This is a genomic window from Krasilnikovia sp. MM14-A1259, from assembly GCF_047159535.1.
In the GTDB taxonomy this organism is placed as follows: domain Bacteria; phylum Actinomycetota; class Actinomycetes; order Mycobacteriales; family Micromonosporaceae; genus Actinoplanes.
Genome location: NZ_BAAGAJ010000002.1, coordinates 5,602,781 through 5,623,532, shown reverse-complemented (window position 1 = coordinate 5,623,532; position 20,752 = coordinate 5,602,781). Strand labels below are relative to the sequence as shown.

The 20,752-nt window shown below is 67.6% G+C and carries 21 protein-coding genes and 1 tRNA gene; 5 read left to right on the top strand and 17 right to left on the bottom strand.

Translation table 11 applies throughout. The features are described 5' to 3' along the window. Positions 1-62 precede the first annotated feature (62 nt). The 9 genes from ACMCNK_RS25435 to ACMCNK_RS25395 form a co-directional block, all read right to left on the bottom strand. Positions 63-1,037: an AraC family transcriptional regulator gene (locus ACMCNK_RS25435; protein WP_412738877.1), complete on the bottom strand. Its 975-nt coding sequence runs from the start codon at positions 1,035-1,037 to the stop codon at positions 63-65. 134 nt (positions 1,038-1,171) lie between these two features. Next, entirely contained in the window at positions 1,172-1,423 is a 252-nt protein-coding gene (locus ACMCNK_RS25430) for a hypothetical protein (RefSeq protein WP_412738876.1), read from the bottom strand. A 37-nt stretch (positions 1,424-1,460) separates the two neighbouring features. Next, positions 1,461-1,802 carry a hypothetical protein gene (locus ACMCNK_RS25425; RefSeq protein ID WP_412738875.1) on the bottom strand — a complete coding sequence of 114 codons (342 nt, stop codon included), beginning with the start codon at positions 1,800-1,802 and terminating at the stop codon, positions 1,461-1,463. 541 nt (positions 1,803-2,343) lie between these two features. Further along, entirely contained in the window at positions 2,344-2,592 is a 249-nt protein-coding gene (locus tag ACMCNK_RS25420; protein ID WP_412738874.1) for a hypothetical protein, read from the bottom strand. Between the two features lie 104 nt (positions 2,593-2,696). Next, on the bottom strand, positions 2,697-3,059 hold the full coding sequence (locus ACMCNK_RS25415) for a hypothetical protein (protein ID WP_412738873.1): 363 nt from the start codon (positions 3,057-3,059) through the stop codon (positions 2,697-2,699). 1 nt (position 3,060) lies between these two features. After that, a complete protein-coding gene (locus ACMCNK_RS25410) occupies positions 3,061-7,488 on the bottom strand; it encodes a polymorphic toxin-type HINT domain-containing protein (RefSeq protein ID WP_412740988.1) in 4,428 nt (1,475 codons plus the stop codon). 616 nt (positions 7,489-8,104) lie between these two features. Continuing rightward, the gene (locus tag ACMCNK_RS25405; protein WP_412738872.1) at positions 8,105-8,467 is read right to left on the bottom strand and encodes a response regulator; all 363 of its coding nucleotides are present in this window, start codon (positions 8,465-8,467) and stop codon (positions 8,105-8,107) included. A gap of 417 nt (positions 8,468-8,884) precedes the next feature. Further along, a complete protein-coding gene (locus tag ACMCNK_RS25400) occupies positions 8,885-9,382 on the bottom strand; it encodes a DinB family protein (RefSeq protein WP_412738871.1) in 498 nt (165 codons plus the stop codon). A gap of 78 nt (positions 9,383-9,460) precedes the next feature. Next, a complete protein-coding gene (locus tag ACMCNK_RS25395; protein ID WP_412738870.1) occupies positions 9,461-10,051 on the bottom strand; it encodes a hypothetical protein in 591 nt (196 codons plus the stop codon). Between the two features lie 362 nt (positions 10,052-10,413). Between ACMCNK_RS25395 and ACMCNK_RS25390 the strand changes: the two genes are divergently transcribed. Next, positions 10,414-10,743, top strand: coding sequence for a hypothetical protein (locus tag ACMCNK_RS25390; protein WP_412738869.1), 330 nt, complete (start codon positions 10,414-10,416; stop codon positions 10,741-10,743). Between the two features lie 306 nt (positions 10,744-11,049). On the opposite strand, the gene ACMCNK_RS25385 is transcribed toward ACMCNK_RS25390, so the two are convergent. From ACMCNK_RS25385 to ACMCNK_RS25360, 6 genes are all read right to left on the bottom strand, one after another. Next, positions 11,050-11,955: a hypothetical protein gene (locus ACMCNK_RS25385; protein WP_412738868.1), complete on the bottom strand. Its 906-nt coding sequence runs from the start codon at positions 11,953-11,955 to the stop codon at positions 11,050-11,052. Between the two features lie 112 nt (positions 11,956-12,067). Beyond that, positions 12,068-12,784, bottom strand: coding sequence for a hypothetical protein (locus tag ACMCNK_RS25380; protein WP_412738867.1), 717 nt, complete (start codon positions 12,782-12,784; stop codon positions 12,068-12,070). Positions 12,785-13,211: 427 nt separating this feature from the next. Beyond that, positions 13,212-13,481: a hypothetical protein gene (locus ACMCNK_RS25375; RefSeq protein WP_412738866.1), complete on the bottom strand. Its 270-nt coding sequence runs from the start codon at positions 13,479-13,481 to the stop codon at positions 13,212-13,214. After that, the gene (locus ACMCNK_RS25370) at positions 13,478-13,789 is read right to left on the bottom strand and encodes an ArsR/SmtB family transcription factor (RefSeq protein ID WP_412740987.1); all 312 of its coding nucleotides are present in this window, start codon (positions 13,787-13,789) and stop codon (positions 13,478-13,480) included. The genes ACMCNK_RS25375 and ACMCNK_RS25370 overlap by 4 nt, the downstream gene beginning before the upstream one ends. Positions 13,790-14,430: 641 nt before the next feature. Beyond that, positions 14,431-14,796, bottom strand: coding sequence for a hypothetical protein (locus ACMCNK_RS25365; protein ID WP_412738865.1), 366 nt, complete (start codon positions 14,794-14,796; stop codon positions 14,431-14,433). A gap of 181 nt (positions 14,797-14,977) precedes the next feature. Further along, a complete protein-coding gene (locus ACMCNK_RS25360) occupies positions 14,978-16,153 on the bottom strand; it encodes a hypothetical protein (RefSeq protein WP_412738864.1) in 1,176 nt (391 codons plus the stop codon). Between the two features lie 329 nt (positions 16,154-16,482). Between ACMCNK_RS25360 and ACMCNK_RS25355 the strand changes: the two genes are divergently transcribed. Continuing rightward, positions 16,483-16,794, top strand: coding sequence for a transposase (locus ACMCNK_RS25355; protein ID WP_412737891.1), 312 nt, complete (start codon positions 16,483-16,485; stop codon positions 16,792-16,794). Beyond that, entirely contained in the window at positions 16,791-17,717 is a 927-nt protein-coding gene (locus ACMCNK_RS25350; RefSeq protein ID WP_412737892.1) for an IS3 family transposase, read from the top strand. Before ACMCNK_RS25355 ends, ACMCNK_RS25350 begins: the two co-directional genes overlap by 4 nt. Before the next feature lie 90 nt (positions 17,718-17,807). Here the strand turns inward: ACMCNK_RS25350 and ACMCNK_RS25345 are convergent, their stop codons facing one another. Further along, positions 17,808-18,209 (bottom strand): hypothetical protein, encoded by a 402-nt coding sequence (locus ACMCNK_RS25345; protein ID WP_412738863.1) that lies wholly within the window; start codon positions 18,207-18,209, stop codon positions 17,808-17,810. A 335-nt stretch (positions 18,210-18,544) separates the two neighbouring features. Here ACMCNK_RS25345 and ACMCNK_RS25340 point away from each other — a divergent pair, with 335 nt between their 5' ends. Beyond that, positions 18,545-18,739, top strand: a complete 195-nt coding sequence (locus tag ACMCNK_RS25340) for a hypothetical protein (RefSeq protein WP_412738862.1) — start codon at positions 18,545-18,547, stop codon at positions 18,737-18,739. 14 nt (positions 18,740-18,753) lie between these two features. Here ACMCNK_RS25340 and ACMCNK_RS25335 read toward each other — a convergent pair. Further along, positions 18,754-18,830: transfer RNA gene (locus ACMCNK_RS25335), tRNA-Thr, on the bottom strand. A 21-nt stretch (positions 18,831-18,851) separates the two neighbouring features. Between ACMCNK_RS25335 and ACMCNK_RS25330 the strand changes: the two genes are divergently transcribed. After that, the gene (locus ACMCNK_RS25330; protein WP_412740986.1) at positions 18,852-20,690 is read left to right on the top strand and encodes a metallophosphoesterase; all 1,839 of its coding nucleotides are present in this window, start codon (positions 18,852-18,854) and stop codon (positions 20,688-20,690) included. Positions 20,691-20,752: the final 62 nt, after the last annotated feature.

The following is a 20,752-nucleotide window of genomic DNA, read 5'->3' as shown; positions in this document are numbered from 1 at the left end:
CGCAGCGAAACCGCATGTCCGACACTGTGCCGCGCTGCCACGGTGACGGCCAGGCCGGTCACTCAGCGGTGGAGTGTTTCCGACGGCGCGCACCCGTACACCTCCCGGTAGTACGCCGCGAACCGGCCCAGATGGGCAAAGCCCCAGCGGTGCGCCACCGACCTGACCCCCGTACGGGTGGGGTCGGCCGCACGGAGCTCGTCGTGGGCGTGCGCGAGGCGGACGCTGCGCAGATAGCTCATGGGTGACGTACCGATCTGCTCGTGGAAGCCGTGCTGCAGGGCCCGCGCGCTGACCCGCGCGACCCGGGCCAGGGTGGTGAGCGTGAACGGCCGCGCCGGGTCGGCGTGGATGACCTCCACGGCCCGGCGCACCGGCCCCGGCCGGCACTGCTCGGCCGGCTCGTGCAGCGCGTCGCGGTCGGGATGCTCCGCGACCAGCAGCAGGCCCCGCAGAACCGCGTCGACCAGCGGCTGCATCACCACCGGATGTGCGGCCGAGCCGTGCCCGTCACCGGGCTCGGCCACCAGCATCCGCACCAGCCGCGACCAGCTCGCGCCCGGCCCGGCGGCGAGATCCATCGCCGGAGCGAACCGGATCGGCCCGGCCACCTCACGGCCCAGCAGCGCACTCAACGTGGACTCCAACTCCGGGCGCCCGATCGTCACCGTGAAGTTCGTGCTGGCGGACTCCGAATCGACGACGATGTCCCCGAGCGGCTGGAAGATCGCCGCGGTCACGTCGCTGACCTCGACCTCGGCGCCCCGATGCCGCGACCGCAGCCGCCCGCCGTGCGCGAAGCCCACGGTGTAGACCGTGGACACCTCCGGGACCGCGACCCGGAGGGCGGCGCTGTGAAAGGCCCGGGACACCACCAGGGGACCACACTCGACCTGCTCATACCGGCACCAGTACGGCTGGTCGTTGCTCAGCACGGACATCGACAACGGAAACACGGCCTGTGCCAGCATCTCCCGGGCCTGGTCTATGTCCCGCGCCTCGAATGAGGCAAAGGCCGCCGTTGATGCTGAATGCATCCGTCGATTATCGAGCTTGGAACCCGGCAGGACCATGCGCGGCCGTGGCGGCCCCGGGGCGCCGCAGGTCGGGCCCCTGCGGTATCGGACGCAGCGAGGAACATCACTCGAACGGATGATCTTTCCCGCCGTGGCTACATCAACGTCGTCAGCAAGGCATCCGGCCCGACGGTCTCCAGACCGAATTCGATTTCCTCCCGTACGCCCTCGACCGTCTCGTCGTGGCCGAGCACCTCAGGGACATCGTTGCTGAGCTCCAACTGCTCCAGCATGTCGTACGCCTCACTCAGCGTCGACGCACCCATCGCGTGCGCCCAGCGCAGAGTGTTCCGGGCGCCGGCCGACGGGGAGAACTCCTCATCCCACGGATTGCTCACCGGCCACATTTAACCAGGACGTACGCGCGTACCGGCCGCCCAGTGGTCATCGGAGTCCGCGCAGGTCGCCGGACTGCGATGCCTGGTTGCCACGGCGGGCCGCCGATCCGCAGCGGTCCCTGCGTAACACGGTGACCGCGGCGCGGCGCGCGTCGGCGAACGCCTCCTGGCAGGCGACCGGATCCCGGTGGACCGCCGGGCATTGCGCGGCGACCGTACCGTCCGGTGCCGACAGCAGCCACCGCCAGTGGCCGTCGTCGCTGCCGACGATACGGGGGGACGGACCCTCACCGAGCAAAGCCAACTCGTCCATGACCATGGTGTGTTCGGTTCGGGGTTCCCCGCTGCGGGCGATGAGATCGGCGGCGCATTCGGTCCGGTTGACCATTCGCCAACTCCACCCCTCCGCCGTCTGATCCACGCAGAATCTGATCATCTCCGCCTCCCCCGGATCGGCCACGTCACTCAACGAGTCCACTGCGCCCGAACGGCGAGAACCGTCGGGTGATGGGCGAACAGAGCTGCACCGACCGACCAATGACGCGCTGCTGGCGCCCGTAACGTCGCAACCTGTCGCCGTGCATGTTCGTGGCAATGGTGCGAGTCAGTGCGAATCGCGCCGTTTCCCGATCGTCCCCTCAGACTCCCTCGGGCATTTGTCCTTGCTCCAGATCTACCCGGTTCTCCGGCGAACAAACGGCACGAGCCGCTTTCGCGGCGCCGTCCGGGTTCGGCCGTGGACGGCCGCCGGAGTCGCGGACGGGCCTGCGACCTGCGGGTCCACGGGCGGACGGTCGTTGCTGTCGAACGCCCCCGGTCCGGCGGCACCGCTCCGTGTGAAGCCGTCTTGCCCCGACCTGCATCTCAACCTATCGCGTCGGCACTGACGGACGAGATCGCGCTGCTCCCGTCGCGCAGCTTCGCCTTCGTCAGCCACTCGGGCGCGTCACACTGAACTGCGCTTTCAAGGTTGGACCCAAGTGTTCCACGATCTCGTGACCGGGCTGGTCGGGGAAAGGCAGGTAGTAGAGGAACGCCGACACCAGCAGGGTCCTGACCTCAGGTTCCGCGGACGCGAACTCCTGTTCCAGGAACTGCAGGGCAGCACGCCAGTCGGGCAGCCCGGAATCTTCGAGCACATCCTCGAATCCCGGCAGGGCCGAGACGAATCCCTCCACGAATTCGTCACCCCGGTCCATCAGCGCCCCGGTCCGATATATACATCTCTCCACCCGAGGTTGAGGGATACGCTCTCCGCCCGATAAGGGCGGAGAGCGTATCGCTACGCCGCTCGGTCCACCGCGGCGAGCAACTCGCGGGCCAGCCCGCGAGTCTCTTCGGTGAAGAAGCCGAGCCGGGTGTGGAACGCCTCCTCGGAACCGAACATCTCCGGCACCTGCCAGAGCGCGAGATAGATCATCCGCAGCTCTCCCGGAGTGAGGTCAAGTTCGGCACCGGTGCGCGTGATCGGATTCAGTCGTTCGACCATCGCATCGAGGTCGGACTTCTGACATCCGAACTGGACGATCATCCGCTCCGGAGATATCTCCAACTCGGTGAGAACCAGGAGAGATCCGCGGATTAGATTTGTCTGCGCAACGGTGAGGCCGACGACATAGGCGCCGCCTTTCACCGCGAGACGCACTCTACGGAACAATTGGCACGTACCTCGGGTTTCCGTTCTTGGTCTTGGCTTCGTCGAACTGTTTTTTAGTGTACTTGTACCCATGGATCCGGTCCACGCGCTCCACGATCAGCACCCCTCTTTTCTCGTCGAGGACGACAGTGGAGCCCGTGATGACATCCTTGTGCGTGCCCTTGCCGACCCAGCCGGACAAATACTTGGCCAACGCCATCGGATCGTGGCCGATACCCGGGATCTCGTGGTCGGCGGCGTTGTGGGTGCCATCGTGCATCCGCTCCACCATGTGGTCGACGCCTTCCGCGATCTTCGTTCCGTTGGATCCGTACGCCTTCTCGATGGCCTCGTAGGTGTCCAGGTTCAGCAGGCCGTCATCGCCCAGCTCGTTGCAGTTGTGCACGAGCACTGGCGTGCCGCCTGCGAAGACGTAGTACGTGTGGAGCTTGGCAACCGTGAGGTTGAACATCGTCCGCTTGCCATCGAACAAACGCACCTTGGTGACGCGGGGCCCGCTGCCCCACGTCGTACTCAGTGCCGTTCGCGGTCGAAGTTTGCCCGCGTCGGTCCACACACGGTCCGTGGCGTTCCAGAAAGGGTGCTCCTGGGTGGTGTGGATCGTCTTTCGCTGGCCGGCCCGGGTTTGGACGGTCACATCGGCCATCGCCGTGTCGCGGTTCCGGTGCAGCACCGTGACGCGCTCGCCCTTGGTGAATCCGGTGGTGGGGTCAGTGGCCAGCACCCGGTCTCCGACGCGAACGTCGACGATCGGCTTCCTGGAGCCGTCGGCCATCAATACCCGCGTTTGCGGCGCGAAGCTGTTCCGACTGGCACAGTCCTTGAGCAGGTCCTCGAGACCCTTGACGAGGGGCGAATCCTTGAGGTTGCGAAGAGTGTCCTCCACCGCGCCGATGCCCTTGAGTTTGATGGCCCGCGACATCGCGGCGACTTCGTCGGGGCTGAAGGTGACCTTCAGTTTGGTGCCGATCGTTTCCGCCAGGTTGGCGATCCGGGCGGCGTTCACGGCGCCGAGTTCCTTGATGGCGTTGACCATCTTCTCGGCGCCGTTCTTGAAGAGAACGGAGGCGAGATCCTTGATGGACATCTTTGCGGCGTCCTTCAGGAGCTCCTTCATGCCCTGACGGATGCCGTCCTTGACGATCTTGCCGTAGAGACTGGTGCCATCGGTCAGGACGAAAGCCCCGATGTCGAAGATGGTCTCGCCCAGAGCGTGCTTCCAGTTCTCCTTCCAGTCGCTCCAGTGGACGAGCTCCCACGGGTGGGTAACCAGCTTCTTCGCACCGTCGATGAGCAGGTTGCAAGCATCACCCGTCTTGGGCAGCGGGCTGACCTCGGGAATCGAGTACTCGTCGGTCGCGGCGTCGGCGCCGATGAAGCTGCCGATCGTGCAGTGCCCGGTGTAGATCAGGCCGGTGATGGTGCCGGTGGCGCTGTCGATGATGCCCTTCGTGACGTCGGAGCCACCGATGTGGTCGTTGATCCACTTACCCTTGTCGTCGAACCACTTGATGAAGCCGACCTCGGCCGCCTGCTGCTCGGCGTTGTAGGCCTTCCACGCGATGTCCTGCAGATCGTGGGCCGCCCTGCCCAGACCCTTGGCAATGGCCCAGATACCGTCGGAGAACTCGTTGATCGCACTGCTGATCTTCGTCACCTTGTCGGACAGCAGCTTGGCATTGTCGGCGAACTTCTGCGCCTGCGACGCAAAACCTGACGCCTTGACCGCCGCCTGCTGAGCCGACATGGCATCGCTACCCGCTTGTGCCGCGAAGTTGGCAGCGCCATTGGCCCAGGCACCGGCCTCGTGCGCGGCCCCCTGCGCCGTGTTGGCCGCATAGACGGCCCCCTTGGCATCTCCGGCCGCATCCCGCGCCGCTTCGACGGCGACCTTGCTGGCCTTCACCGCGCGAGCGGCGGCCTCCGCAGCCTTCTGCGCCGCCTGGTACGCCGGCTTCACCTGCGCCTGCGCCTTGTCCGCCATCTCCGCCGCATGCACCGCCGCGGCGGCCGCGTCGTCGGCGTGCTTTTGCGCCGAGGCCGCTTGCGCGTCACCGATCGACAGAGCATCGTTCGCGATGTCGATCGCCATTGCGGCATCACTGTCCGTGTCGGCGTATGCGTTGGCGACGTCGATCGCCGCCGCGGCGGGATCCGCGATTCCGTCAGCGGACGCCCGGGCATCCAGCGCGGCCCGGCCCGACACGCGGGACTGGAACGCGGCGATCGCCGACTGCCGCACCGCATCGTCGGCCGACTTCGCCGTCAGATCGGCATCGGACTGCGCCGCGGACGCCCGGCTGATCGCGGTGCGGGCCGCCTGCGCCGCCGCGCGGGCGTCGGCGGTGGCCTTGTTCGCGTCCTTGATCGCCTTTGTCGCGGCCGCGTTCGCGTCCGCCGCGTCCTGCCGCGCAAGGCCCGCCTGATTCGCCGCCGCCTGCGCATCGGCCTTCGCCGCGGCCGCAGCCGCTGCAGCCCGACGGGCTTCGGCACCGGTGGCGTTGGCTTCGTCCGACGCCGCCGACGCTTCCTTCTGCGACTGGTCGGACGCGGTCTTCGCCGCGTTCGCGTCGGACCTCGTCTGCTTCGCCTCCGCCGCGAGCTGCTGCATCTCGGCGGTACCCGGGCAGCCGCTGCTCGTCTGCGGGTTGCTGCACCGCATCTGCGCCGCGAGGTGACGCGACTCGGCAGCCTGCGCCTGGAACTCCTTCGCCTTCGTGTTCTCGTTGTCCTTCTGGGCCTTGCCGAACAGGATCCGCGCACGGTCCGTCGTCTTGGTGAACTTCGGGCCGAGAGCGAGAACCCGCTCCTGCGCCTCCTTCACCTTCTGGGCCTTCTCGGCCACGATGCCCTGCTGCTCGTTCGCCCGAGCGTCGGCCTTGTACGCCCTTGTCATATGGACGATCGCGGCGCCGGCCGCGTCCCGGGCGATGCCGCGCTGCCGTTTGGCGTCCGCGTAGTACCCGGCCGCCTTGTCCGCGTGGTCCTGCGCGCTGTCGGCGTCCGCCTCCGCCCGCAGCCGCTGGGTGTGAGCGTCCTTCGCCGCCGCCTGCGCCGCCGCCGCGAGCTTCTCCGCCCGATCGGCCAGCTTCTCCGCTGCCGCCTGCTCCCGCTCGGCGGCCTGCCGGTACTTGACCGCGTTGTTCGCGTCCACGGTCGCGTTGCGGTCGGCGTCCAGCGCCTTGCCCGCGGCCTCGGTCGCCTCCGCAGCGTGGCACGCCGTCTCGGCCGCCTGCTTCGCCGCCGCACCCGCGTCGGCCTGCGCCTGCATCACGTCGGCCCAGTCCAGGCCGTGCGTCAGTCCGGTGTCCAGCAACGTCTTCGCGCTGACCGACGCGGCACCGGCGTACCCGGCGACCTGACCGGCGTGCTCGCCGGCCCGCCCCGCGTCCTGACACGTCGTCGTACGCAGGTTCGTCAGGTCGGCGGTGTGGGTCTTGCCGCCCTGCTTGCGCACCGGCACGTCCGCCGCGTAGATCGCGTCGGCCTGCTTGGCCTGCTTGTTCGCCAGCGCCATCGAGTTCGCGGTCGCGGTCAACTCCTTCGTTGCCGCGACACTGTTCTCGATGATCTTCTTCCGCGCCTGGGCGGCCTGGGTCGCCCGCTGGGCCAGGTCGGTCAGGTCGTCGACCGCCTTCGTCCGCGAGGCGAGCGCGTCGTTGATCTGCTGCTGCGTATCCGCGTCGTGCGCGCTCGCAACCTTGTACCCGTTGTCGTAGAAGTCGGCGATGACGGCCGGGTCTTCGCTGTCGAGGGCGTCCTGGCCGAGCTCCTGCACCTCGTAGCCACCGTGCGCGACGAGCTGCTCCACGCGGGCCTGGATCGTCTTGGCCTTCTCGGCCGCGCTCAGGGTGTCCTGCTTGTCCGCGAGCTCCGCGGCGTCGTGACCGGTCGCCACGAACTGCGCCAGCTTCGCGTCGTCCTTGCTGTCCAACGCGGCCTTGGCGCCCTGGCGAACCCGCGGGCCACCCGTCTCGGCCCACTCCTGGACCGTCGCCCGGTTCGACTCCGCGTCCAGCTTCTTCCGGTTCTCGGCCGCCTTGCGGTACGCCGGCACCCCGTTGTCGAGGAAGTCCTTGATCTGCACCGGATCGTTCGTCGCGAGAGCGGCCTTCGCGGCCTCCCGGACAGCCGGGTCCTCGTCGTAGTCGGCGAGGTCCTGCGCCAACATCCGATCAAGGCCGGCGTCGTCGACCGGATTGTCCGCCGGGTTCTTCTCCTCCGGAGCCCCCGCGAGCAGACGCTGCAACGCCTGCTCCACGGTCAACGGACCCTGAGCCACCGCCGCGACCGGCGTCACCCGCGGCGCGGCCACCGCGCTCTGCGGCACCGACACCGCCACGACGAGACCCGCAGCGACGCTCGCGACCAACCGCGAACGCCACCGTTGCACCCGAGACAAACCCACGAAACACATCCCCGAAGAAGGAAGCCCGACCATCACGGCCAGGCACAAACGGGCAGGAACACGCACGCCGGGAGCCTCACCCTCAGGTGAGGACCGCGCAGAGCAGACAGACGACATCACGGAGCGGCAGGCACCGACACCGCTCGTCCACGAACCGCAGAGCACAGGCGCCGACGGACGACCCGGCTCACGACGGAACGGCAATCAGCAGACGGGCACCGCGGGGCCGCGCCAACCAAGCCGGGGACCACCAACGACCCGGCCATCACCGTACGCAGAACCCATCACGAACCCCCGTAACCAGAACACCGCCGAGCGTCCCGACCCCGCCGCGGGGATCGAGGGACATATTCATAGCAGGAACTGGCTCGATCCGTACGCTCGATCGACCGTCGCCCGGACCGCATCGTCCGTAGCGCCCGCAAATCGACCGATTCACGCAACCAAGATCACATCATCAGCCCCACGCCTCGCACAGGCATGCCCGCAGCAGTTCGATCAGCGTGTCGCAGCCCGCAGAGCCGAGCCGCATGCAGGACCGCGGCGTGATGCCCCGCCGATGTCGTTCAAACCAGAGGCAGGGGCCTGCAACGCCCAGGTCGGTGACCTGGTGTGTTCGCGAGGATTACGCCGCAGCGGCGGACAGCTGCCCCACGGCCCGGAACAGATCGGCACCGGTGAACGGCTTGGGCAGACAGCCCACGCCTCCGTCGGGGATGCGGGCCAGGTTCACCGAGTCCCAGAACGCGGTCAGGAACAGTGCAGGCAGGGCCGGAACGCGCTGACGCAGCCGGTGCAGCAGGGTGATTCCGTCGGTGCCGGGCAGGGTGACGCGCAGCACCGCAGCTTCGGGCATCCCGTGCCGGTCCACCGCGGCGAGCGCCGCGGCGGCGCCGTCGGCGACGAGCACGGCATGTCCATGGGTACGCAGACACGCAGCGATCAGGTCACAGGTGTCGAGGTCGTCGTCAACCACCAAGATTTGCATCTGTGCACCTCCAGCCGTTGCTCGCCGTACCCATCGTCGGGCGCGGCCCGGTGGTGAGCATCGTTACCCCAGCGGTCCAATCACAGGGCCAACGTCCCGAACCGGACATCAGCACTTCGACCGCATCACGCAGCGCATCCCGGCCCGCGTGCCGGCACCGAAGTCGGGCGACCTGGGTGCCGGTGCGGACCTGGCGGATTGTCGCCGGTGAACAACGGCGTCAGCGTCGATGGCAGACCCACCTTGCCGAGGCGTGGGCGGGGCTGGCACATGGCCCCGGCCGGGGGCCTCGTTCCGCACCAGGCTGATCGCGCGTGCGCCGCTCGACGCCAACGAGCGCACGACGCGGTGCTGGATTGGCCTGAGCGTCATCGGCTCGCCCCGGCGCCGGCCATTCGCCGTCCGGACGCGCGTGCGCTAGTCGTTGACGAGCTGCTCTCGCAGGATGTCCGCGTGCCCACAGTGCTGGGCGAGTTCGCGCAGCATGTGGAGATACACCCAGCGCAGGGGGCACGGGCCCCGCCGGTGCCCGTGCAGGATGTCGTCGAGGCCCAGGGATGATGTCGCGCGCCGTGACGCGTCGCATGCTTCGCGGTGTGCACGCTGGACGGTGGCGATCGTGTCGTCGTCATCGAGGACGAACGACTCGTCCGATGTTGCGGGGATGCCGATCTCAGCGCGCGACCGGCCCGTGACGGCTTCGTCGAACCAGATCTTCTCGACGAACGTCGCGTGCTTCACGAGGCCCAGCAGCGTAGTCCGGGAGGCCACCAATTCTCGGCGTACCTGTTCCTCGGTCAACCCGTCCAGGCAGCCGTTGAGCGCGGCACGGTGCTCGTCGAGGAACGCCTCGAACTGGGCATGCGCCGGCAGTGCGACGACCTGGTCGTCGAACGTGGGCGGGAAGGAAGGCATGGACGAAGCATTCCAGACCGTCGCCCGGGTGCGGACTGAGAATCAGCAGATCTCCGCCTCGGATAGTCGGCAGGCTTCTCACGAAACCAGGTCAACGGACTCGACATGTCCGTTGGTGGCGAAGTCCTTGGTGAAAGCCAACCGCACCGTGGCCCGCACTTCCGGGTGCCCGCTCACCGACACGGTCGGCGGGTAGGTGTAGCCGACGCCGACGTCATCCAGACGGAACCCGGTCACCTTTCCGTCCTTGACGATGGCGTAAACCTTGGCTGTCCGGCGCGGCCAGGTTTCATTCTTGGAATCGTTGAACCGATAGTAGTTCGCCACTTCGTCAAGCCTCTCGTTCGTCACGTCATGTTGCGCGAGGACCTCGAGCAAGGCCGCCTTGTTCGTTTCCTGCTCGGCGCCGGACGGATCGTGAGAGGGATCGGGATGAACACCGCTGAACGCTTGCCGGAACGTGTCCGGCTCGACGCCGAGCATGGAGGCATACAACGGGACCGGCCGACCGTAGTCATGGGAACGCAGTTCGAAACCGCCGGACAAGGTAACCAATGCACCGGAGGAGGAATCGTTGTGCGGCGCTCGCAGATTCCAGCCGACAGCACCGATCAGGAGAAGGGCGGCCGACCCCATGACGAGGACGATACGGGACTTCGGTGTTCTCATGGGACGGGACGCTAGGGACGGACCCTGTGCCCGGCCTGTGCGATCACCAGCATCATCCTGTGCTCGTCGGCGACCCGGAAGAATCGGATCGGGGCGATGGATCTGGGCAACGAGGAGGCGCCGTCGCTTGCTCGATTGGCCGCCGACCAGGTGGCTGGAGCGAGAATTCGCGTACCGAATAGCTGATCAGCATCCCGCGGTCAGCAACGACACTCTCCGTCGCGCGTCCCTCAAGGACGGTCCAGCGCGACCTGAGCTGGTCGGTACATCGCGATCGGGTCAGCGGCGTTGATCAACTGTGGCTACACTTCGTGACGCTCATCAACTCCGAAGAGCGAGTTTCCGGTTAGGGGAAAATCACATTGCGTAAGCGCATCTCTGTAGCGCTCGCCACCGCGGCTGTCCTGGGCTCGGCGATCGGAGCGACTGCGTTCGCCGCTCCGTCGTTCGCCTACTCGTCCGGCTGCAAGACCCGGGCTGAGTCATCGAACGGCGGCAGCGCGTACTGCACCAGGATGACGGCGGGTTCGTCCCAGGCGGTGCAGGTCACGTGCCGGCGGGCAGCCAATGGCAGGACGTACGGGGTGACCGGCAAGTACGTCAAGAACAAGCAGCGCAGCTACGCCTACTGTGCGTCCGGTGACATCCGGATTGGCATCCGAAGCAACATCGACGACATCATCCTCGTTTAGGGATCGTCAACCGTCAGCGAGAGGCTCTGCTCCTCTCCTCCTCGCTGTCGAGGCTCGCGACCGGCCAGGCGGCGTCTGCCGGGGACGGCGGACGCCGCCAGCCCGATCGCCACAAGCCGCTGCCAACCGGGATTCCACCAGTGGTGGAACGGCACCGACCAGCGCCACGCTCAGCAATGCGGTGCCAGTACGCGAGCACGCCCTCGAGAGTGCGCCGACATCGAGTGTGTACCCGGCGTGACGCTCCTCGCTTCGCGGCCAGAAGGTCGCGGCCGGCGCGGTCGGATCAGAACTCCGGGAGCGTGCCTAACCCCGACGTGACGACTGGGCCTCCGACCCAGCATGCGAACGACCCGTCTCGGTGGAGCCTGGTGCCGCCCGATCCGGGGCCGGGTCCGGCTCGGCGAATCGGGCCAGGATCAGTGAGCCGGTCACGGCGAGTGCAAAACCGAGAAGAGCCGCCATGGTCCAACCCGGGCGGGTGTGGTCGTGCCAGAGCGTGATCCCTGCGACGGCCGGGAGTGCTGTCTCGCCGACGATGACCAGCGCGGACACGGTCGTCACAGCGCCCCGCTGCAGCGCCGCGGCGAACGACAGGAATGCGCAGGCCCCGGCCACCGCGGCCGCGTACGCCGCCGGGTCCCGCACCATCGCGGCCGGGGCGACATCGGGGATTGCGCGAACGCACAGGGCCGTGAGACCAAAGCCCAGGCCGGCCACCACGCCTTGGATGATCGGACCGCCCGGCGGTCGGAGACGGGCCGCGACGAACGCGCCGGCACCGAGCGCGAAGGCGGCCGCGAGCAGGACGATCCGGATGGTGATACCCGCACCGTCGACGCCCTCTCCCCCGCTGGACGCGCCGAGCAGGGCGAGGCCAGCCGTCACCGCGAGCACCGCCGCCCAGTGCCGGGCACCGAGGCGGATGCCGAGGATCGGTACGCAGGCGAGCGCCGTGACCGCGAGGCTGCCCGCCTGGGCCGCCTGCACCACAAACAGCGGCAGGTAGCGCAGTGCGACGAGCTGCGCGGCGAACCCGCAGAGGTCGAGCAGCGTCCCGGCGACGAACGGCCATTGGCGCACCACCCCGGCCAGCGATCGGACGCCGGCATGCTCGGCGTCGGGAGCGCGGCGGGCACCCCGCGCTTGAAGGGCGGTGCCCACCCCATAACAGATCGCAGAGAGCATCGCCGCACCGAAGGCACCAGTCACCGCGCAACCGTACTGGTCGACCGGCGCGGGCGTTCCGGCCGCACGGGTGCCGCTCGAGCACAGTTGCTCGAGCGGCACCCGGAGGCGCGACGCATCCCGGCTCGGGTCGACATCACCCGGCGGACAGTACGCTGACCCGTCCGCCATCGGTATGTGCTTTGATCTTGTGCGGCGAGGTGGGGTCGTTCTTCACGGACACCTGGCGCCCGCCTCCGTCAGTCGTGGCATCCACGGCGTACGTGCCCGGCGGCAGGGTGACGGAGGCGTCGCCCCCGCCCGACTGCACGTCCACCTTGTCGGGCACGGCCGAGAACGACGCTGTAGCGTCGCCGCCATCCACGATGGCGGTCACAGACTTCGCCGTGGAATTCGAGACCTCCACGGACCCGCCCTCGGACTTCGCATAGGTGGCGCCAGACATCCCTCGGACGGTTATTGCGCCACCACCGAGCTCGAGGGCGAGGGCGGTCGCCGCAGGTACCTGAACCTTGTATTGAACGCCGCACTTCTTGGCGCCAGAACCACACCCGGCGTTCTTGAGTAGCAATTCGCTACCCTTGACCGAGTGTTCGGTGTGCGGTTTGTCGTCACTGTACTCAAAATTTTCGGTGACTTTGATTTCGTCCGCGGTTCCGCCGACGACATCGATGGCCCCGCCGTAGTCCTCGACGCGCAGCGATGCAATCTTCTCGGTGATCGCGTACGAATCGGTGGCCGTCTTGTGCTGCACCGTGCAGCCGCCCGTCAACATGGCGGAGGCAACGGCCGCGCACAGCACGCTCGCCTTCACTGCACTGGAGATCTGGGTGGATTGCAGTTTGGTCGCCATGGCTGATGAAGTTCCTCTACTGTCCTGAATGCATCTTCGGAGCACTGGGTCGAATCGTCTTGAAGTGTCGGCCAGCTCACGGACGCCTGCAGACGCCGCTCCGAGCCGTCGCCGAACGCCGCGACGTGACTGAAGCATCCGGCCGCCTCGGCGACCAAGAAGCGGTTGGCGACGATAATGGGCGGGATCGGAAGCACTCGCCGTGGTTGGCGAAAGGCCAAGCGCACGTCCTCGGCGCGATCATGGGACTTTCCCCAGGCGAACGTCCACCGACTACCGACGTGGCCGCCACTCCAGACGTCACACAGAAGCCTGGGCGCGAGAATGCGCCCATCGAATTGCGTCCCGAATGATGAGCCGCGTCTTTTTTGGACGGTCGACTAGCTCGCAAACCGGTCCATGGACCGCTCAACCTCGAGCGAACGCCCTACTCAACCTCTTTGAGCAACCGCTCCACTGAGGTCACGCGGACCGAGATGTCGGCGAGTTGCCGAGCGACTTCCTCGAGCTTCTGCCGCGTAAGTTCATGCGAGTACACAGCCTGCTCGGTCAGCCGTTGGTACTCCTGCTCCCGCCCCGACTTGGCTTTAGCCTGGGCCGTGGCACCGGAGGTTCGTATAGCCACGATCAGGACCGGCACGAGCAGGACCATCAGCCCGAGAGTCCAGACGGTGGCGTCCGTGTCCCAAATAGTCAAAGCTGCTCCTTCTGATTACCTTCGCGCTCTGGCCCGCTGTCATTGGACAGCGTTTCGACAGCGGTCGCGATGCTCTGCGGCGTGAGATGGAAGTCGAAAAGCGTGGTCTCGTAGAACTTCATCGCCTTGCCGTCGTCGGAGACCCGGAGCGTGGCGGAGACCAGCCCGGCCGTCTCCAGCTTGCGAAGATGGACCTGCAGCAGCGGCCTACTGATGCCGAGCTCCCTCGCAAGATTGCTTACATAGTTCCGCTGCCGGGCGACGGCGGCGATAACCCGCAGACGGTGCGGATTCGACAGGGCCGCCATGACCTGCACCAGATCATCTCCGGCTAGCTCGGTCACTGCAACGTTCCCTTGCTCATGCAAAGAAACCTTAGCAGGTGCCAAACATCGACGCGACACGTCGTCCGATGTGGGAACGCGTGCGTCGAACTCGAAACCCTGCGATACCAGTTGAGGTGGGCCATCGACGGGAACGGTTCCGATGGGCCGACGAGGCACGCCAGGCAACGACTTGGCAGCGGCACCATAGCGAGGTCGGCTCCACGTGGACGCCCGCCTGCCACGGGAACAACGAAACCCCAGGTCGGTGACCTGGGGTTTCACGCTGAGCCGCCGGTCGGAATCGAACCGACGACCTACGCACACGAGATCAAATTGCCAAGGTCGACTGTCCTCGGCGAACCGCGGTTGACCAGCGAGAACGCCTCGCGGCCTCTGACATCGTTGCGGGGGCATTCGTCGGCGTCTTGCGGACCATGCGCGGACCGGGCCGCCAGCGAGACTGTCGGCTTGGGAATTGCCGATCATGGGGCGGTACGGAGCCGGGAGGCCTAATCACGGGGCCTTGGGTGGCCTCGGCTGCCTTCCCCGGCCTGGTGATGTCCGTCAAAGCGGGGCAGGCCCAGTCAGGGTTTCCGTCACCGTGGCTCGTGGCGCCGTCCCGGCTACTCTTCAGGCCAAACGTGTGGCTCGACTCGCCACGGCTGGCCCGGGTTCTCGCGGTATGTGAGTTGGCCGATCGGAAGGCTCGCCAGCTGCGCAACGGACGAGTTGCGCTCGACCACGTGCATGATGCATGCCACCTCGACGGCGCCGGGTCGGTTCGGATCGTTCACGCCGTCCCCGACGATCCAGGAGTTTTCGTCGGTGTGGATGACCTCACGCGCTGGCTCCAGCCCGTCCAGCACCGTTCGCTGGACGACCGCACCGAGGTTGTAGGGGAACCGGCCGTTGCTGAACGGGAAGGGCAGAGATTCGAACACCTCATGCTGATCTGAGACGTCCTGGTCCTCAACGTTGTGATCATCCATGGCGACACCGTAGACGTGTGGGCAGCGACTCCCGAAGCCTCAGTTTGGAAGATCGTCCCGGGCGCCCCGCATTGCCTGTGACGCCTGGTCGGCACTGGCGCGCAACGGCCCATTCGTGCCCGCCCGCGGCCCCTGAGGGGCCGGGCTACCGGCACGGGGATGGCACGGCGGCCACGGCAACTCACGAATCGAGGCGATGTTGCCTGGTCGGGAAGAGCGCCGTGACCAGCGCGACCAAACCGGCCAGAAGCAGGGTGGCGCCCAGGGCGGGGAAGGCGCGGGCCCAGTCGGTGTCGCCTTCCCAGGGATTGAGTGTCCACGACGGCGGGCCCGGGACGGCCGTGATGTCGGACTTCTCCTCTGGCGCTGGAGCGACGAGAATCCCCGGGCCGACGCCGAAGAACCCGCGAGAGGGCACCGCCTTGACGTCTTCCGGAGTAGGTCCCGGCGGAAGGAACGCCGGAGACAGCCGAATCGGCATCCGCAACTCTGCCGCCTCCGCGGGGTGGTACGTCTGCCAGACCGCAAAGTCGAACTCGGGCTCCATCACATGGTTGTCCTCCATGTAGTTCAGCCCGGCCATCGTCAACGTCATGATGGCGAAGATCCCCGCGCAGGCCTGCCGCCGCACGCCGCCTGCCAGCAGCACGGCGTTGGCTGCCAGTCCTAGCGCGGCGACGACGATGGCAGCGGGAACGAGCGTCAGGAGCCGGGGAGCTAGATCCGGCGGCCGGGTCCAAGGGTCCAACTTCACAGGGTGCACCGCGGGGTCGGCGACGTGGGCGGCGATGAGGAGCACGAAAACGACAGCCAGCAGGGCAGCGGGGACATGCCGCCAGCGCAGCAGGCTTCCCGCGCGGCCGAGGACCGCTGCGGCCAGCGCTGCGGCGCCGGTCGTGAGCAATGCCGGTTCCGTCATGTCGGCCCAGTCGTAGCCGAGTCCGGTGGCGAACTCGGCTGGCCAGCCGTAGCCGCCTGTCCGGCGGTCCACCAGGAACGCGGTCAGGGTCAGCAGGGCCAGGCCTGCCAGGGCTGCATGGCGCGTCCACCGGCGGGGGCCGGGGGAGGCCAAGCCGAGCGGACCCAGCTGGACCAAGTCAGCCACGCCCATGGCAAGCAGGGCCGCCATGGCGAAGCTGCCACAGTACGGGGCCAGCCGGTAGTCGAGGAACAGGGCGGTGACCTGCAGCCCGGCGGCCGCGAAGAAGCCCAGCCGTAGCCACCTCGTCGCCTGCACTCGGCGATAATGCCGCGTCGCACGCCTGCGCAATGATCCCGCCGGCAGGCCGCGGGGCGGCGGTGAGCCGTCGGCCGAAGTCGAGATCGTCAGACCATCGCCCCAGATCAGCCAGATCATGATGCGGCACGGCCCACAACCGGCACACGGCTCCCACGACCGCCGCGAGCTGAGTTTCAGACAGCTTGCCAGCGAGCGGATCCCCAGGTACTCGCGACATCGTGATGGCTGGGGGACGGTCATCGAGCCTCGCTTCGACCGGCCGTGGCGCCAGGTCGCCAACATGCTCGTGGACGGCCTGCAACACCGCCCACTCGCGTTGATGCTCACCACGGTCCCACGAGGTATACCTCTTCGTGACAAGCGGCCCGTGGAAGGTCAGATTGAGTTCCCCCCGCTTTCATGGAGCTTCTTGATCATGGTCTGATGGCCATGGGGAGGAAGCATCTGTGGCGGCACCGAAGAAATATCCCGACGAGCTGCGAGCGCGTGCGGTGCGCTTGTACCGCGAGTCGGACCCGAAACCGGTCATCAAGCGCCTGGCCGAGCAGCTCGGTGTGCATCCGGAAGCGTTGCGGAACTGGATCCGGCAGGCCGAGGCTGACGCGGGTGAACGGCATGACCGGCCGAGCACGGAGATGGCCGAGGAGAACCGGCGGCTGCGGCAGGAAGTCGCCGAGCTGCGCCGGGTCAACGAGATCCTGCGCGCGGCCAGCAGCTATTTCGCCTCGGAGCTCGACCCGACCCGGCGACGGTCATGAGGTTCATCGACGAACACCGTGACCGGTACGCGGTCGCGCTCCTGCTACGGGTCCTGAACATCGGCGAGTCGACCTACTACCAGTGGATCCGCCAGGCCGAACGGCCCTGCGACCGGGACCTGGTCGACCTCGGCCTGCTCAGCAACATCCACGAGATCTGGGAAGTGTCCGGCCACACCTACGGCGCGGACCGAGTGCACCGGCAGCTACGCCGCGACGGGATCCGGGTCGGCCGCAAACGTGTCGAGCGGTTGATGGCCGCCCAGGGCTGGCAGGGTGCGTTCCTGCGGCGCGGCTGGCGGGGCGGCTCGACCCGGCAGGACCCGGCGGCGACGCCGGCGCCGGATTTGGTGAACCGGGACTTCACCGCGACCGGCCCGAACCGGTTGTGGGTGGCCGACGCGACCCGGATCCCGTGCGGTGAGGGCGTGTTCTGGCTGGCCGCGGTCCGGGACGTGTTCTCCCGCCGGATCGTGGGGTGGAAGACCTCCGACCGTTGCGACACCGACCTGATCCTGGCCGCACTGGAGTACGGGATCTGGTCGCGTGATGTCCGCGATGGTGAGTTGATCCACCACAGCGACAGGGGTTCGAACTACACGTCGTTCCGGTTCGCGCAGCGCTTGCAAGACAACGGGATCCTGCCCTCGATGGGCTCGGTCGGTGACAGCTTCGATAACGCGCTGATGGAGAACTTCTGGTCCACCCTGAAGGTCGAACTGGTCTACCGCACGAGCTGGCGGACCCGCGACGAGGCCGAGAACGCGCTGTTCACCTACATCGATACCTGGTACAACACCCGCCGCATCCAGCGAGAACTCGGCTACCTCAGCCCTGACGAGTACGAGACGACCTGGCACACCCAGCAGGCCGACCACCGCGAGCCCGATATCATCACCCCTGCCCCAGCCGGCGGCAGGTAACCACCGCTCCATCAAAGCGGGGGAAGCTCAGATGATGGGTCTGTACCACGGGCGGCAGCATAACCATCCGGCTTCTAGACCTGTTGCGCATCATCTGGCGGCCGACTGTCGCACATCAGTTGTCGGATCACAGGAGCGACAGGACTTGTCCTCCGTCGGGTTCAGCGTCGTCGACCGGGTCGGTGAACGGATAGCGGTTTCATGCATGGCGTACCGCTGCCCGGTCTGGTCGCGGGCGTAGTAGCTGATCTCGACCACGTCGGGGCGTTCCTCCGGCGCGCGGATCGCTGGGTAACCGCGTATCCAGGATCCGTAGTCCTGGCCCTGCCGGTAAGCCCCGGGGAGCACTATGGCCTGGAGCTTCTCGGCAACCGACCGTGCTGGCCACATGTGGTTGACCCGGTCGATCGCTTGGGCTATCTCATGGGCGTAGGCCTGTGGGTCGAACCGGAAAGTACCCAGCCCGAGCTCCGGTCCCTCCTTGACCACCATGCCCATGTCGATCAGACGCCAGCAGTCCCAAACCACTTCGAAACCGGCTTAATGAACACGGACGGTAAGCTGGTCCTCGGTCGTATCGGATACGCCTACCGCGACCTCTCGCGCTTCCGGCGAGGCAGCGAGCCCTTTCGGTCCCAGCAACCACGAGGGCATGAATCCGGCAACCGGCCGCCTGGAAAAGCCGTCGGGCGGATACGCCGCTGCAACGACGTCAAGGCCGTTGACGAGGATCCGCATACGATGCGACGTGAACCGGGCGGGGAACAGCAGCGGTTCCAGCCACCGATCATCGAGCACCGTGGCGGCCGGGGGCGAACGTCAAGGCGGTGCAGCGGATGCTGGGGCACGCGTCGGCGTCGATGACGCTCGACGTGTACGCGGGTCTTTTCGGTGACGACCTGGACGCGGTGGCGATCCGGCTGGACGAGGCGGTCGCGGCGCGCGATGCGGACCATTTGCGGACCGGGACGGAGAACGCCACGGTCGCGGACCTCTGGAAACGGAAAGGCCCAGGCCGGTGACCTGGGCTTTCGCGTGGAGCCGCCTGTCGGAATCGAACCGACGACCTACGCATTACGAGTGCGTCGCTCTAGCCGACTGAGCTAAGGCGGCAACGGCCTCCCAGTGTAGGGCATCGTCGGCCGATACCGCGCACCGGTATCGGGGGACACCCCGGGAAGCGGACAGGCGACGTCATACCCCCCGAGTAGGGTCCAATCCGTGACGGAGCATCGAGGTGTGCACGCCGCCCCTGCCGAGCCGGTCGGTCCCCGCCGCCCCACGAGCCTGGACCCGCGGCAGCTCGGGTTCAAGCCGCAGCGTCCCGTGGGCTGGCTGGCGCCGCTCCTGCTGCTCAGCACCGGCCTGCGCACACTGCTGGCGATCCTCTTCGGGGCATATCTGGACAAGCGCGAGCTGCAGAACGCGCTCGACGCGGAGGTCTTCACCCAGCCCGGGACGGACGGCGAGTTGTGGTTCGACTACGTGGCCGACCTGGGCGACGGGTTCCACGCCACGTACTCGGTGGCGTACCTGCTCGCCCAGCCCAGCCTCGAGGTCGAGGGTCGGGTGCTGCCGCGCGGGCGGGTGCTGCTCATGGGCGGCGACCAGGTCTATCCGGTGGCCGACGGCGACAGCTACGAGAATCGCACCAAGGGGCCGTACCGGGCGGCGCTGCCGGAGCCACCGGTGGGCGGGCCGCAGCCCGCGCTGTTCGCGCTGCCGGGGAACCATGACTGGTATGACGGCCTGACCGCGTTCCTGCGGCTGTTCGCGCGGCGCAAGGACGGACACATCGGCGGGTGGCGTACGCTGCAGCGCCGCTCGTACTTTGCGGTGCAGCTGCCGGCGGGCTGGTGGCTGTTCGCGATCGACGAGCAGTTCGGGGCGTACCTTGACGATCCGCAGCTGGTCTACTTCGAGAATGCGGCGCGCGGTGTCCAGCCAGGAGACCGGATCATGCTCATGACGCCGTCGCCGACGTGGGTGAAGGCGGCGCAGAACCCGGATGCGTACGACGCGGTGGACTACTTCATCCGCACCATCCTGGCACCGACCGGGGCGGAGGTCCGGCTGCTGGTCTCCGGCGACCTGCACCACTACGCCCGGTACACGGGGTCGGATCGGGAGTTGTTCACGTGCGGCGGCGGCGGGGCCTACCTGCTGGGCACCCAGCACCTTCCGGCACGGCTTACCGTGCCGCCGGAGGAGACACTGACCCGCAGTGCCAGCCCCAGCCTGGATTACGACCTTGTCACCCGGTACCCGACGCCCGCCCAGTCGTGGCGCCTGGGCTGGGGCGTCTTCCACCGGATCCCCCGGCGTAATCCCGGGTTCGCGACGATGCTGGGCATCATCCACACGCTGACGATGCTGGCGATGGCGGGTGCGGTGAGCCGGGGCGGCGACATCCAGCGGCTGTTCAGCATCCCGCTGGTGTTCATGCTGGTGGTCATCATGCTGGGGGCGGTGCTGTTCGCGCAGCCGCCCGGCGCCAGCGCGGAGCGGCGTCCGAAACACTGGCTCCTGGGGGTGCTGCACGGTTTCGCGCAGATCGGGCTGGCCTGGGCCGGCACATCCGTGTGGCTGCAGCTCGACGTCCGCGACTGGCCGTGGCCGTGGCCGCTGGTGGTCGCGGCGATCGGGTATGCACCGATCATCGGTTTAGCGGCGACCCAGGTGGTGGCGGCGTACCTGCTGCTGGCGGCCGTGTTCGACGTGAACGTCAACGAGTTGTTCGCCGGGCAGGGCATCGAGGATGCCAAGAGCTTCCTGCGCCTGCACATCGCCGCGGACGGCACGCTGACGGTGCATCCCATCGGGGTGGATCGGATCAGCCGGGACTGGATCCCCGAACCCGACGGCGGGCCGGACACGCCGTGGCTCCGACCCGCGCAGCCGCTCCGTACTCATCTGATCGAGCCGCCGATCGTCATCCCCGGCCCTAGTCCGTCCACCGAGCCGGTGCCGTGATCCTGCCGGGACCGTTCGTCGCGGGAGCTGCGCCGGGTTGGCCTCGCTGATCGCGGCGGGGT

What these genes read in the sequence shown, in the direction of transcription:
- ACMCNK_RS25435 (WP_412738877.1), bottom strand. Translation starts at nt 1,037, where the DNA reads ATGCATTCAGCATCAACGGCGGCCTTTGCCTCATTCGAGGCGCGGGAC.
- ACMCNK_RS25430 (WP_412738876.1), bottom strand. Translation starts at nt 1,423, where the DNA reads ATGTGGCCGGTGAGCAATCCGTGGGATGAGGAGTTCTCCCCGTCGGCC.
- ACMCNK_RS25425 (WP_412738875.1), bottom strand. Translation starts at nt 1,802, where the DNA reads ATGGTCAACCGGACCGAATGCGCCGCCGATCTCATCGCCCGCAGCGGG.
- ACMCNK_RS25410 (WP_412740988.1), bottom strand. Translation starts at nt 7,488, where the DNA reads ATGTGTTTCGTGGGTTTGTCTCGGGTGCAACGGTGGCGTTCGCGGTTG.
- ACMCNK_RS25405 (WP_412738872.1), bottom strand. Translation starts at nt 8,467, where the DNA reads ATGCAAATCTTGGTGGTTGACGACGACCTCGACACCTGTGACCTGATC.
- ACMCNK_RS25400 (WP_412738871.1), bottom strand. Translation starts at nt 9,382, where the DNA reads ATGCCTTCCTTCCCGCCCACGTTCGACGACCAGGTCGTCGCACTGCCG.
- ACMCNK_RS25395 (WP_412738870.1), bottom strand. Translation starts at nt 10,051, where the DNA reads ATGAGAACACCGAAGTCCCGTATCGTCCTCGTCATGGGGTCGGCCGCC.
- ACMCNK_RS25380 (WP_412738867.1), bottom strand. Translation starts at nt 12,784, where the DNA reads ATGGCGACCAAACTGCAATCCACCCAGATCTCCAGTGCAGTGAAGGCG.
- ACMCNK_RS25370 (WP_412740987.1), bottom strand. Translation starts at nt 13,789, where the DNA reads ATGGCGGCCCTGTCGAATCCGCACCGTCTGCGGGTTATCGCCGCCGTC.
- ACMCNK_RS25365 (WP_412738865.1), bottom strand. Translation starts at nt 14,796, where the DNA reads ATGGATGATCACAACGTTGAGGACCAGGACGTCTCAGATCAGCATGAG.
- ACMCNK_RS25360 (WP_412738864.1), bottom strand. Translation starts at nt 16,153, where the DNA reads ATGATCTGGCTGATCTGGGGCGATGGTCTGACGATCTCGACTTCGGCC.
- ACMCNK_RS25350 (WP_412737892.1), top strand. Translation starts at nt 16,791, where the DNA reads ATGAGGTTCATCGACGAACACCGTGACCGGTACGCGGTCGCGCTCCTG.
- ACMCNK_RS25345 (WP_412738863.1), bottom strand. Translation starts at nt 18,209, where the DNA reads ATGGTGGTCAAGGAGGGACCGGAGCTCGGGCTGGGTACTTTCCGGTTC.